At 60.0% G+C, this 13647-nt stretch carries 15 protein-coding genes; 6 read left to right on the top strand and 9 right to left on the bottom strand.

What is annotated here, in order from left to right; all coding sequences use genetic code 11:
* Positions 1-395: 395 nt before the first annotated feature.
* The 3 genes from B5G06_RS04370 to gltX form a co-directional block, all read right to left on the bottom strand.
* Complete coding sequence (locus B5G06_RS04370; protein ID WP_087187869.1) at positions 396-1574, bottom strand: iron-containing alcohol dehydrogenase; 1179 nt, start codon at positions 1572-1574, stop codon at positions 396-398.
* A gap of 193 nt (positions 1575-1767) precedes the next feature.
* Positions 1768-3126 (bottom strand): PepSY1/2 domain-containing protein, encoded by a 1359-nt coding sequence (locus B5G06_RS04375; RefSeq protein WP_087187870.1) that lies wholly within the window; start codon positions 3124-3126, stop codon positions 1768-1770.
* 55 nt (positions 3127-3181) lie between these two features.
* Positions 3182-4666: a glutamate--tRNA ligase gene (gene gltX, locus B5G06_RS04380; protein ID WP_087187871.1), complete on the bottom strand. Its 1485-nt coding sequence runs from the start codon at positions 4664-4666 to the stop codon at positions 3182-3184.
* Positions 4667-4845: 179 nt separating this feature from the next.
* On the opposite strand from gltX, the gene trpS reads away from it, so the two are divergent.
* From trpS to B5G06_RS04400, 4 genes are read left to right on the top strand one after another with little or no spacing between them, the layout of a single operon-like run.
* Complete coding sequence (gene trpS / locus B5G06_RS04385) at positions 4846-5847, top strand: tryptophan--tRNA ligase (RefSeq protein WP_087187872.1); 1002 nt, start codon at positions 4846-4848, stop codon at positions 5845-5847.
* A gap of 22 nt (positions 5848-5869) precedes the next feature.
* Positions 5870-6985, top strand: coding sequence for an MraY family glycosyltransferase (locus B5G06_RS04390; protein WP_087187873.1), 1116 nt, complete (start codon positions 5870-5872; stop codon positions 6983-6985).
* Complete coding sequence (gene wecB, locus B5G06_RS04395) at positions 6982-8130, top strand: non-hydrolyzing UDP-N-acetylglucosamine 2-epimerase (protein WP_087187874.1); 1149 nt, start codon at positions 6982-6984, stop codon at positions 8128-8130. The genes B5G06_RS04390 and wecB overlap by 4 nt, the downstream gene beginning before the upstream one ends.
* Positions 8131-8182: 52 nt before the next feature.
* On the top strand, positions 8183-8938 hold the full coding sequence (locus B5G06_RS04400; RefSeq protein ID WP_087187875.1) for a hypothetical protein: 756 nt from the start codon (positions 8183-8185) through the stop codon (positions 8936-8938).
* Here B5G06_RS04400 and B5G06_RS04405 read toward each other — a convergent pair.
* The 3 genes from B5G06_RS04405 to B5G06_RS04415 are packed head-to-tail and all read right to left on the bottom strand — an operon-like array spanning position 8935 to position 9907.
* Positions 8935-9210: a hypothetical protein gene (locus B5G06_RS04405; RefSeq protein WP_087187876.1), complete on the bottom strand. Its 276-nt coding sequence runs from the start codon at positions 9208-9210 to the stop codon at positions 8935-8937. The two genes, B5G06_RS04400 and B5G06_RS04405, sit on opposite strands and share 4 nt — an antisense overlap.
* Positions 9203-9622: a hypothetical protein gene (locus tag B5G06_RS04410; RefSeq protein WP_087187877.1), complete on the bottom strand. Its 420-nt coding sequence runs from the start codon at positions 9620-9622 to the stop codon at positions 9203-9205. The genes B5G06_RS04405 and B5G06_RS04410 overlap by 8 nt, the downstream gene beginning before the upstream one ends.
* A gap of 24 nt (positions 9623-9646) precedes the next feature.
* Entirely contained in the window at positions 9647-9907 is a 261-nt protein-coding gene (locus tag B5G06_RS04415) for a hypothetical protein (protein WP_087187878.1), read from the bottom strand.
* Between the two features lie 72 nt (positions 9908-9979).
* On the opposite strand from B5G06_RS04415, the gene B5G06_RS04420 reads away from it, so the two are divergent.
* Entirely contained in the window at positions 9980-10447 is a 468-nt protein-coding gene (locus B5G06_RS04420; RefSeq protein WP_087187879.1) for a metallophosphoesterase family protein, read from the top strand.
* Positions 10448-10459: 12 nt separating this feature from the next.
* Positions 10460-11242: a type III pantothenate kinase gene (locus tag B5G06_RS04425; RefSeq protein ID WP_242955345.1), complete on the top strand. Its 783-nt coding sequence runs from the start codon at positions 10460-10462 to the stop codon at positions 11240-11242.
* 94 nt (positions 11243-11336) lie between these two features.
* On the opposite strand, the gene mreB is transcribed toward B5G06_RS04425, so the two are convergent.
* The 3 genes from mreB to B5G06_RS04440 form a co-directional block, all read right to left on the bottom strand.
* Positions 11337-12359, bottom strand: coding sequence for a rod shape-determining protein (gene mreB, locus B5G06_RS04430; protein ID WP_087187880.1), 1023 nt, complete (start codon positions 12357-12359; stop codon positions 11337-11339).
* A gap of 189 nt (positions 12360-12548) precedes the next feature.
* Positions 12549-13205, bottom strand: coding sequence for a ComF family protein (locus B5G06_RS04435; RefSeq protein WP_087187881.1), 657 nt, complete (start codon positions 13203-13205; stop codon positions 12549-12551).
* Complete coding sequence (locus B5G06_RS04440) at positions 13202-13381, bottom strand: hypothetical protein (protein ID WP_087187882.1); 180 nt, start codon at positions 13379-13381, stop codon at positions 13202-13204. The genes B5G06_RS04435 and B5G06_RS04440 overlap by 4 nt, the downstream gene beginning before the upstream one ends.
* Positions 13382-13647: the final 266 nt, after the last annotated feature.

Consider the following 13647-nt stretch of genomic DNA (forward strand, 5'->3'; position numbering starts at 1 on the left):
GTGTGGTCGGCAAACCACTTCTACCTTATCAGGGAGTTTTTTCTTTTTCTACTCTTCTCCTCGCTTTAAGCTATTTTTTACCCCCGGCTTAGCCGGGGGTTGTCTTTGGTACCACCAAATCAAACAAGAGGAGCGCAGTCGATATTGACTGCGCTCCTCCTGTCTTTATGAGATTGCCCCAAAACCTGTGTAGCCCAGATTTCGGAGGGAAAGATAGTGTGAAAGACTGCCCCGCAGGGCGATTTGAAGCGCAACCGCCACAAGGTGGCGGCACTTAGCGCGGAGATAAACCGTCAGGGTTGTCTTTCGCGTCTGATCAAAAAGATAACATACAAGAGGAGCGCAGCCCGACAGCTGCGCTCCTCTTGTATGTATGGGTAAGGGTTTGTGGGAGATCAGAAGTTGACTTCTTCACCGTAGTAGATGCAGGTGAAGAGCTTGGCCATGGTCTCGGGATCGATGGGACGGGGGTTGGAGCCGGTGCAGGCGTCGCCCACCGCGTTGGTGGCGATGGCGGTCAGCTTCTCCTTGAACTCGTCCTCGATGATGCCGAAGTCCTTCAGGGTGTTGGGGATGCCCATGGCGTCGTTCATGGAGCGGATCTTGGCACGCAGGCCCTCCACGCACTCCTCCACGGTGCCGGTGATGCCCATGGTCTTCGCGATGTCAGCATAGCGCTCCGCCACGCCGGGCGCTTTCGCGTTGTAGGCGATGACGTAGGGCAGGTACATGGCGTTGGCCAGGCCATGGGTGATGTGGCCGGTGGAGAAGGCGGCGCCGGTCTTGTGGGCCATGGAGTGAACGATGCCCAGCAGAGCGTTGGAGAAAGCCATACCGGCCAGGCACTGACCGTAGTGCATCTCCTCACGGCAAGTCATGTCGCCGTTGTAGGACTTGATGAGATCATGGTTCACAATGTCAATGGCCTTCAGGGCCAGAGGATCGGTAAAGACGGTGTGCAGGGTGGACACATAGGCCTCGATGGCGTGAGTCAGAGCGTCCATGCCGGTGTGAGCCACCAGCTTGGGGGGCATGGTTTCGGCCAGAGCGGGGTCGATGATGGCCACGTCGGGGGTGATGTTGAAGTCGGCCAGAGGATACTTGATGCCCTTCTGATAGTCGGTGATGACGGAGAAGGCGGTGACCTCGGTGGCAGTGCCGGAGGTAGAGGGGATGGCGCAGAACTTGGCTTTCTGACGCAGCTCGGGGAAGGAGAAGGGGGTGATCAGATCCTCAAAGGTGGTCTCGGGGTATTCATAGAAGGCCCACATTGCCTTGGCGGCGTCGATGGGGGAGCCGCCGCCCATGGAGATGATCCAGTCGGGCTGGAATTCCCGCATCACGGCAGCGCCGCTCATGACGGTCTCCACAGAGGGATCGGGCTCCACGTTCTCGATGAGCTTGGTCTCAATACCGGCTTCCTTCAGATAGGCAACCGCCTTGTCCACAAAGCCGAAGCGCTTCATGGAGCCGCCGCCCAGCACCAGTACCGCGCGGGTGCCCTTCAGATTCTTCAGATTTTCCAGGGCGTTGGGGCCGTAATAGATGTCTCTGGGAAGGGTAAAACGGGACATGGTAAATACCTCCGTATGTCTCATTAAATTTTGATCGTTAAATGTTTAACGATCTTACGGCCCCTATTATGGCACATTGTTAATTCTTTGTCAATCCATGGAGAAGAAACTATTCGTTCCAAACTTTTGGTTCTACCAATTTCCGCAAAAAAGCCACAGCAGGCATACAACTGTACGCCTGCTGTGGCTTTTATCATAGAACCAAGGTGCCGTTTTCGGCCTCCAGAAGAAGGAGAATGTGCTGCTGCTTGCCGGTTTGGGCGTTGACGTAGATGAGAACATGGGTGCCGTCCTGGGCCTGGCACTTGAATTCGTGGCATAATACCTCGTATTCGCCGCCGGTGGGGATGAGAGCCAACTGGTGGGAGAGAACGGTGAGGGAGTCGTCCACCAGGGCCTGGGCGGTCTGGGCGTCCACGGCGGGGGAGGACAGGTCCCGGCTGCCGTGGTGGGTCAGGTAGCCCGCCGCCTCAAAGCCTACCACCTCGCCGGTGTCCAGGGCCACCGACACCTTCACCAGATCGGGGTAGCAGTAGACGCCGTTCTCCACCGGAGCAAAGTTGATTGCCAGCACTCCGTCCTGTTCCATAAAATAGCTGGGGGCCATATTGGCGTAGCCTTTTTCCGCCAGGAAGGCGGCGGCTTTTTCACAGCTCTCCGTCCGGCTGAGCACCGGCTCTCCGGCGGTACGGGAGGAGAATACCTCCAGGATCTGTCCGCCCTGACAGGTGACCTGGATATAGAGCTGTCCGCCGTCCACCATGGCGGTAAAGCCGTAGGAGGGCAGATTGCCCTCGGACTTGGCGGTGAGAGTGAATACCTCAGGCCGCAGGTCCAGGAAAGCCGCCGCCGCTTCGCGGGCCTGCTCCTCAGTGACCTGGGGCAGGCCCTCCAGCATCCGGGGGGTGCGGCCGTCCAGGTGCTGGGAGAAGGGGCCGTCGTAGATCAGGGTGGGTACCTCGGGGAAGTCGGACTCCACGCTTTGGAAGGCGGAGCCGCCGTTGACCTGACCGCTGCCGTCCTCGGCCGCCAGCCGCTCGCGTGCCTCCGCCAGATCCTCCGGCCGGATGGCCCCGGCGCTCAGCTGAGCCTGGAGGGTCTCCAGGGTGAGGGAGAGTTCGCCGGCCGCCTCGGACAGCTGGAACAGGGCGTCTCGGTGCTCGTCGGTGCATACCAGCTCCGCTGAGGTCCCCTGGGCCAGGGCCATGGCGTAATCACCCGCCCGGGCCAGGAAGGCGGCGGTCTGCTCCAGCTCCACATTGCCGTAGGGCAGCTCGCCCAGAGCAGCCTGGGCGGCCTGAGCCTTGGAGTAGGCCTGGGCGCACAGAGAGGCGAACAGGGCGGGGGAGGTGGCGTGGCTCATTTTGGTCAGTGCTACTTCCAGTTCTCCCGTGGCGGTGGCCAGCTCGGCGAAGGCATGGCGGTAGCCGTTGTCCAGCAGCCGCCGGTACTGCCTGGCCTGGGCGTGGCCCTGGATGGCAAAGCCGGCGGTGATGGCGAAGGCCGCCGCCAGAAAGCTGACAGCCAGCACCCGGATCTTCTGTTTTGACATAAAAACGCCCCCTTTTACCGCTAGTATGGGTAAAAGGGGGCATACTATGTGACACTTATTTTGCCAGCTGAGCCATACCCAGCTTGATGCGGCGGAGGGTCTCCTCCTTGCCCAGAATGTGGCACAGCTCCACCGCGCCGCCGGGGGTGACCGCCTTGCCGGACAGGGCGGTACGCACCGGCCACATGATGCGGCCGTTCTTCAGCTCCAGCTTCTGAGCCAGGCCGATGAGGGCGTTGTGGATGGCGTCGTAGGTCCACTCAGGCAGATTTTCCAGCACGGGGAGCACCTGCTCCAGGGCCTCCAGGGAGTTCTCCTCGTTGGTCTTCATCTTCTTGTGGCAGTAAAGCTCATTGGAGTACTCGGGCAGGGCGTCGAAGAAGTCCACCTGAGGAGCGATGTCCAGCCAGGTGTCGCACCGGGGCTGCACCAGGGGAGCGATCAGCTTCAGGTCGATGTCCTCGGTCTTGACGGCTTCCTTCAGGTAGGGCTCGGCACCCTCATAGAAGGCCTCGGGGGAGAGGGCGCGGAGATAGTTGGCGTTGAAGTATTTCAGCTTTTCGATGTCAAAGATGGCGGGGGACTTGGAGATACCGCCGATGTCGAACACATCAGCCAACTCGCTGAGGGTGAAGAACTCCCGCTCAGCATACTCGCCCTTGGGGGACCAACCCAGCAGGGTGACGTAGTTCACCACTGCCTCGGACAGGTAGCCCATGGCGATGAGGTCCTCGTAGGAGGGGTCACCCTTGCGCTTGCTCATCTTGTTGTGCTGGTCACGCATAACGGGGGAGCAGTGGATATAGGTGGGCACCTCCCAGCCGAAGCCCTCGTACAGCAGATTGTATTTGGGGGCGGAGGACAGGTACTCGGAGCCGCGTACCACATGGGTGATGCCCATGAGATGGTCATCGATGACGTTGGCAAAGTTGTAAGTGGGCAGACCGTCCCGCTTCATGAGCACCTGGTCGTCCAGCGTCTTATTTTCCACGGTGATGTCTCCGAACACGGCGTCGGAGAAGGTGGTGGTGCCCTCAGCAGGGATGCGCTGGCGGATGACGTAGGGCTCGCCGGCGGCCACCCGGGCCTTGGCAACCTCCGGGTCCAGATCCCGGCAGGGATCAGCGGCCCGGTCAAAATCGCCGGAGTCCTCCTCGGATTCGGTCTTTTCACAGAAGCAGTAGTAGGCGTGGCCCTTCTCCACCAGCAGCTCGGCAAACTTGCCGTACAGGTCCCGGCGCTGGGTCTGGATGTAGGGGCCCACAGGGCCGCCCAGATCGGGACCCTCGTCCCAGGTCAGGCCGCACTTGCGCAGGGTGTTGTAGATGACGTCGGTGGCGCCCTCCACCAGACGGCCCTGGTCGGTGTCCTCGATGCGGAGAATGAATTTACCGCCGTTGTGACGGGCGATGAGCCAGGTGTACAGGGCGGTACGCAGGTTGCCGACGTGCATATAGCCCGTGGGGGAAGGGGCGAAACGGGTGCGCACGCCGTCGTGGGGGATGCGGCCCTCCAGTTCCTCAAACCAGTTCAGATCCATACAGATCCCTCCGTTGAACAAAATACCCGGGTGACGGGTGTCAAATCGTAACCTTTATTCTACCGTTTCAGCCCTAGAATTGTCAATAGTGCGGCCCTGTTATTCTTGTCAACCGCCGGGAAATGTGGTATTATATCGTCAACTATGCAGAAATCTCTTGACAAGGGTGTGAACCTGTTATGGAAACGAATAAGAAAGTCATCTTCAGCGGCATCCAGCCCAGCGGCGCCCTCCACCTGGGCAACTATCTGGGAGCCCTGCGCAACTGGGTAGCCCTGCAGGACGAATATAACTGTGTCTACTGTGTGGTGGATGAGCACGCCATTACCGTGCGGCAGGACCCCGCCGCCCTCCGCCGCCAGACCATCGAGCTCTTTGCCCAGCTGGTGGCCTGCGGTATCGACCCGGAGAAGTCCATCCTGTTCATCCAGTCCCACGTGCCCGCCCATGCCGAGCTGGCCTGGGTGCTCAACTGCTACACCATGTTCGGCGAGCTGTCCCGCATGACCCAGTTCAAGGACAAGTCCGCCAAGCACGCCGACAACGTCAACGCCGGCCTGTTCACCTACCCCTCCCTGATGGCCGCTGATATCATGCTCTATCAGGCCGACCTGGTGCCGGTGGGGGAGGACCAGAAGCAGCACGTGGAGCTCACCCGCAACATTGTCCAGCGCTTCAACGGCATCTACGGCGATGTGTTCACCATGCCTGACGCCTATATCCCCAAGGTGGGCGCCCGGGTCATGAGCCTGAACCAGCCCGACAGCAAGATGAGCAAGTCCATCCCCGAGGGCTGCGTCTACCTGATGGACAGCCCCGACGATATTATGCGCAAGTTCAAGCGTGCCATCACCGACAGCGACACGGAAAACTGTGTCCGCTATGACCGTGCCAACAAGCCCGGCGTGGCCACCCTCATTGACATCTATGCCGCCGTTACCGGCAAGACCTATGAGCAGATCGAGGTGGAGTTTGAGGGCAAGGGCTACGGCGCCTTCAAGCCCGCTGTGGGTGAGGCCGTGGTGGAACTGCTCCGGCCTGTCCGGGAGGAGACGGTGCGCCTGCTGGGCGACAAGGCCTATCTGGAGGGCCTGTACCGCGCCGGCGCAGAGAAGGCCGCCTCGGTGGCCCAGCGGACCCTGCGTAAGGTCCATAAAAAAGTGGGCTTCATCCCCCGCTGAGAGATAAAGGAGCATCTTTCCTATGCCAATCAATTCCGAGCTTCCCCTGCTGGGGATGGTGGCGGCCGCTCTGGTGGTGGCCTTTCTGGTGGCGCTGATTGCCACGCCGGTGGTCAAGAGCCTGGCCTTTAAGGTGGGCGCGGTGGACGTACCCAAGGACAACCGCCGGATGCACGATCATCCTATTCCCCGGATGGGAGGCCTTGCCATTTACCTGGGCTTCCTGCTCAGCGTACTGCTCTTCCTGGATCTGAACGCCCAGATGCGGGGAATGCTGCTGGGCGCCACCATCATCGTGGTGCTGGGTATTTTTGACGATATCTATGCTCTGGGCGCCAAGCTGAAGTTTCTGATCCAGATCGGTGCCGCCCTGGTGGCGGTGCTCTCGGGCAATGTCATCGAGACCCTGTCCAATCCCAACGTCTTTTCTTCCAATCTGTACTGGGATCTGGGCTGGCTGTCCATCCCGGTGACGGTGCTGTGGATCGTTGCCATCACCAACGCCGTCAACCTGATCGACGGCCTGGACGGCCTGGCCTGCGGTGTCTCCACCATCAGCTCCATGACGCTGCTGGTCATCGCCCTGGTGGTCAGCGAGGGCGACGTGGCCCTGCTCATGGCCGCTCTGGCCGGCGGGTGTATCGGCTTTTTGCCCTACAACATGAACCCCGCCAAGATCTTCATGGGCGACACCGGCTCCACCTTCCTGGGCTATATCCTGGCGGTGGTGTCGGTCAACGGCCTGTTCAAGTTCTATACCATTATCTCCTTTGCCGTGCCCTTCCTGATGCTGGGCCTGCCCATCTTCGACACCTGTTTTGCCTTCATCCGCCGCATTGCTCACGGCCAGAGCCCCATGCACGCCGACCGCAGCCATGTGCATCACCGGCTCATCGATATGGGCTTCAACCAGAAGCAGGCGGTGGCGGTGCTCTATATCATCAGCGGTATTCTGGGTCTGTCCGCCGTGGTGCTCACCACCAGCGGACCGGTGAAGGCCATGCTGCTGCTGATGGCCCTGTGTTTTGCCGGCGCCATTGCCGGACATATCTTTCTGAGCAATAACCGGAAGGATATGGAGAAGGGAAAAGCATCTGAGGAGCAGCCGGAAGAAAGTCCGGAGGAGGAGCAGAAATGAAAGAGATCCGTGTTATGACCATCTTCGGCACCCGGCCGGAGGCCATTAAAATGGCCCCCCTGGTGCAGGAGCTTCAAAACCGTCCGGGCATCACCTCCATCTGCTGCGTCACTGCCCAGCACCGCCAGATGCTGGACTCCGTGCTGGACATCTTCCATCTGAAGCCGGACTATGACCTGAATATCATGGAGCCCCGACAGACTCTGTCCACCATCACCACCAAGTGCCTGCTGGGCATGGAGGAGGTGCTGGAGCAGGCCAAGCCCGATCTGGTGCTGGTTCACGGCGACACCTCCACCACCTTTGCCGGTGCTCTGGCCGCCTTCTACCATCAGGTCAAGGTGGGCCATGTGGAGGCCGGCCTGCGGACGTGGGACAAGTACTCCCCCTTCCCGGAGGAGATGAACCGGAAGCTGGTGGGCGACATTGCCGACCTGCATTTCTGTCCCACGAAGAGCAACGTGGCCAATCTGGCCCGGGAGGACATCACCGACGGGGTGTTTATCACCGGCAATACCGTCATTGACGCCCTTAAGACAACGGTTGTAAAGGATTATCACTTTTCGACTGAGCTGCTCAACCAGCTGGACTATGAGCACAAAAAAATCATTCTGGTCACCTGTCACCGGCGGGAGAATTACGGCCAGCCCATGGCCAATATCATGACCGCCCTCCGCCGGGTGGCGGAGTCCTTTGAGGATGTGGAACTGGTGTATCCGGTCCACCTGTCTCCCGTGGTGCGGGAGGCGGCGGCCAAGTACCTGTCCGGCCACCAGCGCATCCACCTCATCGATCCTCTGGATGTGGAGGAGATGCACAACCTGATGGCCCGGTCCTATTTGGTGATGACCGACTCCGGCGGCTTGCAGGAGGAGGCCCCGGCCCTGGCACGGCCTGTGCTTGTCCTGCGGCGGGAGACTGAGCGGCCCGAGGCCGTGGAAGCCGGTACCGTCAAGATCGCCGGTACTGAGGAGGAGACCATCTTCCGTATGGCTTCTGAGCTGCTGACCGACGAGAAGGCCTACCATGAAATGGCCCACGCAGTCAACCCCTACGGCGACGGCTTTGCCTGCCGCAGAATTGTGGATGCTATCGAGTGGCAGTTCGGCCTGAGAAGTGATAAGCCGGAGGAGTTCGGCGTTTAAGCAAGTTTGTGAATAGATCAGATCCCTTGGTCGAGCCTGAGGAGGGAGCGGCATGGAACGGCGCAATCGGAATATCCTGGTGGTGCTCATCGGCATCGTCATTACTGTCGCCATGCTCTCCAGCTTTGGGCTCGGCCTTTTTGCGCCTGATACCGCCAAAATCCAGCTTCCTACCCCGGCGGCCAGCCAGTCCCAGGAGCCGGCAGGGGAGGAGGAGTATGTGCGGGTGGAGATCACCACTGAGACAGTACAGTATGTGGTGGAGCACACCCTGACCCGGCCGGAGAGTTACGGACGGAATGTGACCATTGAGGATTTCTGGGGAGAGTGCCAGAGCGGTGTTACCCACGCTACCGTGTGGGTGGATGATGGCTGGACACACACCACTGCCACGCTGCCCGGCGGTACCGTCCGCCATTCCATTGTAGGGGATGATCAGTTCTGGCTGTGGTACGAGGGGAACAGCCGGGTGCTTACCGGGGCGGCGGATGAGGACTCCGCTGATCTGGAGGGTCAGCGTATCCCCACCTATGAGGATGTGCTCAAGCTGAAGCAGTCGGATATTGCCGATGCCGGCTATGAGGATAAAGAGGGCGTCTCCTGCATCTTTGTGGAGACCGTGCCTGACAGTCAGGGTTATGTAGAGCGATACTGGATCTCCACGGACAGCGGCCTGCTCTCCTGCGCCGAAACCAGGCTGGAAGGTCAGCTGATTTATCGGATGAGCGCCTTTTCGGTGGACCGGCCCGTGCCGGAAAACGCATCCTTTGTGCTGCCCGATGGTACGGTGCTCCACGACCTGAGTTAATTGAGTCCCAACAGCAGCACCAGAGCCAGGGTGATGACCAGTTCCATGTCGTCCCCCTCCAGAAAGAGAAAGAGCAGGATGAGCAGAAGCAGCACATCCCCGGTGTCCAGACTGTCCAGCTTCAGGCTTTTCAGCAGCTCACCCAGCGCGCCCGCTTTCTTTTTGCCCCCCGCCTTTGGGGGGCGCTTCTCTTCCCGGGGCGGGGGAGAGGGGGCATCCTCCTGGGGTATCCTGGTATAGGAGGTGCCGTTGGGGATGTAGCGGTTATACATCGTCCTCCTCCTCTCCACGGTCACGGAACATCCGCAGCGCTGTCCGGATCACCCGGGTAAGCCGGGCGATGCGGACGGCCTGATCCATCTTTTCCTGCCGCTCCGGCTTGAGAAAGGGCTTGAGTGCGGCCAGCAGGGCGGTCTTTTTATCGTCCTGGGCGGAATACTCCGACAAAAGCCCCATCCCCATCCGCAGCAGCCTGGGGTCCAGCCCGTCCAGGGCGGACAGGGGGGAGGGAGCGTCGCTCTCTGCCGGCGGCTGGTCGGCCGGTTCAGACTCCGGTTCTGCCGGGGGTTGTTCGGATGCCTGCTCCTCCTGCTTGCCAGAGAGGGACTGGGCCAGGGACATGATCTGTTCCATGGCTTGGGGATTGCCCAGGATCTGGTTGAGTTGTTCTTCCAACTGGGCCACGGGCCATCCCTCCTTGGCGTAAAATCAGTCCTGTTTGGGAGCGGTTTGATTGAGCCGTTCCACCAGTTTGGCGCCCTCTGGGTTCTGCATCACCTGGCGCACCATGGCCAGCAGATCTTTGGTATCCCCCAGAGCGGCGGATGCGGCGGCGGTTTTCAGCTTGCCGCCGGCATTTTGATTGAGCAATTCCATCAGCCGCTGGGCGTCCGGGGAGTGGATCACCTGCTCCAGCAGGGCCCGGTTGTGCTCCAGGGCGGCGGTGGGATCGGTTTTGTTCTGACCCATATCATCAACTCCATCCCTAATATATAGTGGCGTTCACTTCATTATATGTACCGCCCTTGAGAAGGTGATTGTATGAAACTGCTGATTTTTTCTGATTCCCATGGCAATGTGGCCAACATGGAGGATATTGTGCGGCTGGAGAGCCCTGATCGCATCCTCCACCTGGGGGATTTGGCCCGGGACGCCGAGGACCTGGCCGCCAAGTTCCCGAACATCCCGGTAACCTACGTCCCCGGCAACTGCGACGGACGACGGCCCGACCTGCCGGAGGAGCGGGTTTTTTCCCTGGAGGGCTGTAAGATTCTGATGACCCACGGCCACATCTACCATGTGAAGATGGGTATGGGAATGGCGGTGCGGGCGGCCAGGGAAGCAGGGGCCCATCTGCTGTGCTTTGGCCACACCCATGAGGCCTTCTGCGAGTTTGAAAACGGGATGTGGATCGTGAATCCCGGTTCGGTTGGTACCTTTGGACCTCACACCTACGCTGTGGCTGTCCTGGAGGATGGCGGCGCGGTGTGTTACCTCAGTCATTTATAAGAGAAGGGAAGGATGGCTATGCTGCTTGCGGTGGACGTGGGCAACACCAATATGGTGTTCGGCATCTATGAGGGGGCGGAGCTGAAGGGCAGCTTCCGCACCATGACGGACAGCGACCGCACCTCTGATGAGCTGGGGCTGCTGGTGTGCCAGTATTTCCAGCGCTTCGGCCTGGAGCTGGACCAGATCGAGGATGTGGTGATCGGCTCGGTGGTGCCCCAGGTGATGCACACCCTCACCAACGCCATGAAAAAGTATGTGGGCAAGACCCCTCTGGTGTTGGATGACGGACTGGACCCCCGGCTTCCCTATGTGCCCTGTGCCAGTGAGGAGCGGTTGGGTCCCGACCGGGCGGCGGCCGACATCGCTGCCATGGCCAAATACGGGAAACCTCTGATTGTGCTGGACTTCGGCACCGCCACTACCCTGGACGCGGTGAGTCAGGACGGGGTGTACCTGGGCGGCTGTATCACCGCCGGGGTACGGGTATCTATCGACGGGTTGTTCCAAAAGACTGCTTTGCTGCCCCGGGTGGAGCTGGTGAAACCGGCTACCGTGCTGGGTACCACCGCCGTGGGCCAGATCCAGGCAGGAGCGGTGATGGGTTATATCGGAGCCATTGAATACCTGATCCGTCAGGCCAAGAAGGAGATCGGCGAGCCGGACGTGAAAGTGATTGCCACCGGCGGGCTGGCCCGGATGGTGGCGGACAATACCGACCTCATCGATGTGGTGGACCCCCAGCTGGTGCTGGACGGTCTGCGCATCATCTATGAGCGGGAAAAGAAACACTAAGAAAAAGCGGTAGGCATTGCATTGCAGTGCCTACCGCTTTTTTAAAAAAGGCGTGCCGCAAACTGCGGCACGCCAAATGTTGTGAGGTTTCGATTTAGTTCATCTGCTTGCGGCGGGACAGGTTGATGGTGCCGTCCTGCATGGAGTCCACGTCGTCCAGGCTCTTGCCGGTGCCGTAGGCCACGCAGGAGATGGCGTCGTCGGCCACATGGGTTTCGATGCCGGTGTGGGACTCGATCAGCTTGTCGAAGCCCCAGACCAGGGAGCCGCCGCCGGTCATAACGATACCGTTGGTGGAGATGTCGGCCACCAGCTCGGGGGGAGTACGCTCCAGCACGCCGTGGATGGCCTCCAGAATGCGGGTGGAAACCTCCTCGAAGGCCTCGATCATCTCGCTGGAGGACACGGAGAATACCCGGGGCAGGCCGGTCATCAGGCAGCGGCCCTTGATCTCGATGGTCTGCTCCTCGGGGCGGGGGAACACGCAGCCGATCTGCATCTTCAGCTCCTCAGCAGTACGCTCGCCGATGAGCACGTTGTGCTTGCGGCGGATATACTTGACAATGGCCTCGTCGAACTGGTCGCCGGCGATCTTGATGGAGGTGGACTCCACGATGCCGGACAGGGAGATGACGGCAATATCAGTGGTGCCGCCGCCGATGTCCACGATCATGTGGCCGTCGGGCTTGGCGATGTCGATACCGGCGCCAATGGCAGCGGCTACGGGCTCCTCAATGAGGTACACCCGGCGGGCGCCGGCCTGGATGCCGGCGTCGATGACGGCACGCTCCTCCACCTCGGTGATGCCGGAGGGAACGCAGATAACAATGCGGGGCTTGAACAGCCGGAAGGAGGTCACCTTGCGGATGAACTCCTTGAGCATCCGCTCGGTCATATCGTAGTCGGAGATAACGCCCTCCCGCAGGGGACGGATGGCTACGATGTTGCCGGGGGTACGGCCCAGCATCTGCTGAGCCTCGGTGCCCACTTTGAGCAGCTTGCCCGTATTCTTGTCAATGGCCACCACGGAGGGCTCCCGCAGGACCACGCCCTTGCCCTTTACATAGACCAGGATAGAAGCAGTACCCAGGTCGATACCGATATCTTTACTGAACATACCTGCACCTCGACGTTTTACTCTGTATGATGAATGGTAATGACTGACCAGAAAACCAACTCAGTCAGACAAGACTGGATATACTAGTCCAGCTTGAATCTTTTATATTATACAGAAGTATGCCCGCCATTTCAACGTAAATTTCCGCTAATTTTCTGAATTTTCCCGGCAGATGACCGGTCAGTCCGCCTATCTGGCCCGGGCCAGGGCGGCGCACACCACATCCTCTGCCCCCATGGTACGCAGGGTGCGGGCGCATTCGGACAGGGTGGAACCGGTGGTTATCACATCGTCAATGAGCAGGATCCGCTTGCCTGCTACCAGCTCCGGGTCCACCGGGGTGTAGGCACCCAGTACATTGGCCCGGCGCTGGGCATCCTCGGTGATACCGGACTGGGGATCGGTATTCCGCTCCTTCCGCAGGGTCTCCACCGCCACATCTCCCAGCTCCAGAGCGGCGGCGCTGGCCAGCAGGAAGGCCTGATCATAGCCACGCTCCCTCTTTCGCCGGTCGGAGAGAGGCACCCAGGTGATAAGATCGTACCGACCGTCCAAATGATCATGGACACACTGGGCCACCAATTTGCCGTATACTTTATGATAGCCACGGCGTCCTTTGAATTTGTACCGGTGGATGGAATCCCGTACCTTGTCCTGATAGCGCAGCGGCGCGGCACACAGAGAGAAAAATTCCCCTGTCAGTTCCGCTTCGCCGTCGGTGAGCCAGGGCAGTTCCCGCTGGCAGCGCCGGCAGAAGCCGCTTTCGCCGGAGTCCAGCACCTTCCCGCAGAACACGCACTTGGGCGGGAAGAGCAGGTCCAGCACAAAGCCCAGCGGCCCGCTCATTTTGATCCCTCCGCCGGAATCGGCCCGTGCTCCTTTTCAAATTCCCGGATGCAGCTTTGGATCAGATAATGTGCCTGTCCATTGATGGTTCTGCCCTCATAAGATGCAATATACCGCAGTTTCTGATGGATCTCAGGCGTGACCCGTAAGCCAATGTGTTTGACTTCTTTTCCCATATCTTTCACACCTCCATCCTGCTTTGCGTGCGATTGCACGCATCCTGGATATATAGTATGAAAGTTTGGGTGGAATATGGGGGAGTGCACAAAATTGCACGCACAAAATTCGACTAGATGGGATGGGCGGGCGGGTGTGGGCGCCCGCCCCTACAAACAGACTTCCAAGATTGATGTAGGGGCCGATGTCCTCATCGGCCCGTCCCCAGGGGGGGACATCCAATAGGGGGGAGACCGCAGTCTCCCCCCTGATTGGTCGTTTTAAG

Source organism: Flavonifractor sp. An52 (assembly GCF_002159385.1).
Taxonomy (GTDB): domain Bacteria; phylum Bacillota; class Clostridia; order Oscillospirales; family Oscillospiraceae; genus Flavonifractor; species Flavonifractor avicola.

Coding starts and splice junctions, on each gene's coding strand:
- gltX (WP_087187871.1), bottom strand. CDS start 4,666: ATGGATCTGAACTGGTTTGAGGAACTGGAGGGCCGCATCCCCCACGAC.
- B5G06_RS04415 (WP_087187878.1), bottom strand. CDS start 9,907: ATGGGTCAGAACAAAACCGATCCCACCGCCGCCCTGGAGCACAACCGG.
- B5G06_RS04435 (WP_087187881.1), bottom strand. CDS start 13,205: ATGAGCGGGCCGCTGGGCTTTGTGCTGGACCTGCTCTTCCCGCCCAAG.
- B5G06_RS04390 (WP_087187873.1), top strand. CDS start 5,870: ATGCCAATCAATTCCGAGCTTCCCCTGCTGGGGATGGTGGCGGCCGCT.
- B5G06_RS04440 (WP_087187882.1), bottom strand. CDS start 13,381: ATGGGAAAAGAAGTCAAACACATTGGCTTACGGGTCACGCCTGAGATC.
- B5G06_RS04425 (WP_242955345.1), top strand. CDS start 10,460: ATGGCTATGCTGCTTGCGGTGGACGTGGGCAACACCAATATGGTGTTC.
- B5G06_RS04400 (WP_087187875.1), top strand. CDS start 8,183: ATGGAACGGCGCAATCGGAATATCCTGGTGGTGCTCATCGGCATCGTC.
- B5G06_RS04405 (WP_087187876.1), bottom strand. CDS start 9,210: ATGTATAACCGCTACATCCCCAACGGCACCTCCTATACCAGGATACCC.
- B5G06_RS04420 (WP_087187879.1), top strand. CDS start 9,980: ATGAAACTGCTGATTTTTTCTGATTCCCATGGCAATGTGGCCAACATG.
- B5G06_RS04370 (WP_087187869.1), bottom strand. CDS start 1,574: ATGTCCCGTTTTACCCTTCCCAGAGACATCTATTACGGCCCCAACGCC.
- mreB (WP_087187880.1), bottom strand. CDS start 12,359: ATGTTCAGTAAAGATATCGGTATCGACCTGGGTACTGCTTCTATCCTG.
- trpS (WP_087187872.1), top strand. CDS start 4,846: ATGGAAACGAATAAGAAAGTCATCTTCAGCGGCATCCAGCCCAGCGGC.
- wecB (WP_087187874.1), top strand. CDS start 6,982: ATGAAAGAGATCCGTGTTATGACCATCTTCGGCACCCGGCCGGAGGCC.
- B5G06_RS04375 (WP_087187870.1), bottom strand. CDS start 3,126: ATGTCAAAACAGAAGATCCGGGTGCTGGCTGTCAGCTTTCTGGCGGCG.